This window comes from Pseudomonas sp. WSY_20 (assembly GCF_043104335.1).
Classification (GTDB): Bacteria; Pseudomonadota; Gammaproteobacteria; order Pseudomonadales; family Pseudomonadaceae; genus Aquipseudomonas; species Aquipseudomonas parafulva_B.
Genome location: NZ_JBICKP010000056.1, coordinates 1 through 2638, shown reverse-complemented (window position 1 = coordinate 2638; position 2638 = coordinate 1). Strand labels below are relative to the sequence as shown.

Genomic DNA, 2638 nt, shown 5'->3' with positions numbered 1-2638 from the left:
ACCGCATCGCCGATCACCGCCAGCGGAATGCCCCCGGCCGAGCTGCGGTTGGGGGCGGCGATCACGGCGCCGCCGTGGGTGGTCTTGTCGCCCAGCCGGACGGGGCGCTTGCCAGGGAAGTTCATCTTTCACTCCTTGCGCGCCCGGCGGACGCATCAGTGGGTAGGCGTCAGGTATTTTGCTGCTGCGTGGTGGGCGGGGCCGGCAGGTTGCGGGCAAAGTCCAGCAGATCGCGGGGGTAGAACGGCATATCGCGGTAGCGTTGTTGTGCAGATGTTGATAGCCCTATCAAAGTTGCTTTGTCAGAAGGGGATGACAAACCGTTGCTTACTTTTACGATGCTGCTTAGCGTTTCGTTGAAAAACGATAGATAAGGCGTGTGGTGTAAATGTGGCTCGCGCAGTTGTTCAAATTGATCAGCCGGCATTTCTGAGGCAGCCCACTGCTGCCAGCTCGGCAGAGCAGACGTATTCAGGGCAGTTGTTGGCAGCGGGCTGGCTATGGTCATTGGCCGGATGTTCCCTGGTCGCCCTGGTCATCGGCCCATTGCCAGAGGGTCAGGCCCTTACTGGTTTCGCTGGGGATTTCAGGGAATAGGTCGTCCTGGGCGAACTGTCGGCGCGAGCCGTGCTGGGCCAGGGTGAACCAGTAACCGGCGCGCGGGCAGGACTGGCCGGCGTAGGTGGGCGGCGGTGCCGATGGCGTAGCGGGTGTAGCCGGCAGGTTGTGGGCAAAGTCCGCCAAGTCGCGGGGGTAGAACGGCATGTCGCGGTAGCTGCTGTCGTCAATCTGCAGCAGCCAGGTGACGGCGGCAGCTTCCCACGACCAGTAGCCATAAAAACTGAAGTCTGCTTCGCCATGCTGGTCGATATAGGGCTCGCGGCGGCTGGCGTGATACCACTCGTCCAGGTACTTGGCCATCAGCGCCGGGCGCTTGTCGGGGGCGGCATCGAATACCTTGAACAGCTTGCGGTAGGGAAGATGGCGAGTGGCGGTATCTGGGGGCGTACCACGACCGGCAACAAAGGGCGCGACCAGGCGCTCAAGCAGGCCATCACGCACGTCCATATCCTCATTGCCATAGTCGAGGAATTGCATCACCCGTGGCATCTGTGCGGCGTTGCCAGTCAATAAACCGAAGCAGACAAGACGCAGGGCCATCGTCCAGTAATCTTCGGTACGTAATGCCGCATGCGGTGTCATATGGTTACCCGCTTCCGGCGAGTTGTGGTAGGCGGCATGGCATTGGGCGTATTCTTCAGCCCACTCCATTGCGCAGGGCCAAATCTCGTCAAATAGCCCCACTGGAGCCCCGGCGGAATACTGCAAGCTAAGCCAGTCTAAGAGGTCGCATAGACGAAGGTTGGTGGAGTTCATCATTCCACCAGGTTTTGTTCCATTCGCAATAGTAGAAATTCTTGAGCAGACCAACTGGATGCGTTCAAGAGTTTCATCAAACTGTGCTGTGTATGTGACGTAACGTAGGTGGGGTTCCCGTCGCTGTTCAAACTGCGATGCTGCAACTTTGGATGCTGCCCAGTGATCCCAGTTGATGCTGTTAGTGTTTTTCATGTGCATTTGTCACTGCTTGAGTTTCAAGTTTTATTCTGATAGAAAGTTTGTTGGAATAACAAACTCTGTGGCAATTTGATGTCGGCTTGCCGATTTGCGACATTTCCCTGCGGCCGCCTGCCTGTTAGCTGCTTTAGTTTTAGCATTGTTGTCATGCTGGATATAGTTTGGGCCAACTACGGTGATTAAACTACGGTCGTAAGGGCATGTCATAATTTCTGGGTCAAAGTCAACTGCTCTCCATGATTTGATCTTGGAGATTAAGGCGGTATGTGCGGAAGTGATCTTTGAATTTTGAATGTTCCTAAAGATCCATCTGTGGCTCATTTGTCGCCCATCGCTAACTGTTTTGCCTACGGAGTTACGCACTTTGGCTTCATTCCCTTGCCCAAGTGCCTGCTCCAGCCCATATTCCAGGGTCTGCCAGACTTGCATGGCGCCTTCCAGTTTCTTGTGGAAGGGCTCGTTGGTGCCTTTGGTGTCGCTGATCCGGTAGCTTTGCGGCAGGCTGCCGCTGTGCCAGATATGGTCGATGCCCTGGTGGCCTGGCTGGCGGCCTTCGTAGAGGGTGCCGTTGTGGTTGACCTTCTGCCGCGACTTCTTGTTCTTGACGAAATAGTAATCGGCGATGTGCTCGCCCTGAGCGCCAGCCTTTGACCGTCTGTAGCGCGAGCGCTGGCTTTGCCGCAGTTGCGGGCTGACCTGGCCCTGGCGCGGAGTGACGCTGCCTTTGGGCTCGGTGGCGACATCGCGTTTGGCCGGGGCTGGCTGTTTGTCGGCGCTGGGCTGGGTGCTGCGCCCGCTGCTGGCAGGGGGCGATGTGGCGGGCTGTTGCTGGCGGGCGGCGGCGGGTTGTTGCTGCGGCTTGCTGGCCGGGGCCGAGGCGGCGGTCTGGTTGCCGGAGGTGCCGCTCTGCGCTTGCGGTTTGCCGGCGGTATCGGGTGTGTCGCGCCGGGCAGCGGGTGTGGATGAGGTAGCCGGTGTCTGGCTGGCGGTGCTGGAGCTCTGCTGCGCTGGCTTGCCGCTGGATGCCGGAGCCGATGAGCCGGGCGGCGACTGGCGCGGC

At 58.9% G+C, this 2638-nt stretch carries 2 protein-coding genes and 1 pseudogene; all 3 read right to left on the bottom strand.

Annotation, left to right across the window (positions count from 1 at the left end):
- Nucleotides 1–169: 169 nt before the first annotated feature.
- Nucleotides 170–508, bottom strand: coding sequence for a hypothetical protein (locus tag ACF8E5_RS14020; protein ID WP_392475411.1), 339 nt, complete (start codon nt 506–508; stop codon nt 170–172).
- Nucleotides 505–1272, bottom strand: a complete 768-nt coding sequence (locus tag ACF8E5_RS14015) for a PoNe immunity protein domain-containing protein (protein WP_392475410.1) — start codon at nt 1270–1272, stop codon at nt 505–507. The genes ACF8E5_RS14020 and ACF8E5_RS14015 overlap by 4 nt, the downstream gene beginning before the upstream one ends.
- A 330-nt stretch (nt 1273–1602) precedes the next feature.
- Nucleotides 1603–2638 (bottom strand): annotated as a pseudogene (locus ACF8E5_RS14010) (hypothetical protein); the annotation flags it as partial.

Coding starts and splice junctions, on each gene's coding strand:
- ACF8E5_RS14020 (WP_392475411.1), bottom strand. CDS start 508: ATGACCATAGCCAGCCCGCTGCCAACAACTGCCCTGAATACGTCTGCT.
- ACF8E5_RS14015 (WP_392475410.1), bottom strand. CDS start 1,272: ATGGAGTGGGCTGAAGAATACGCCCAATGCCATGCCGCCTACCACAAC.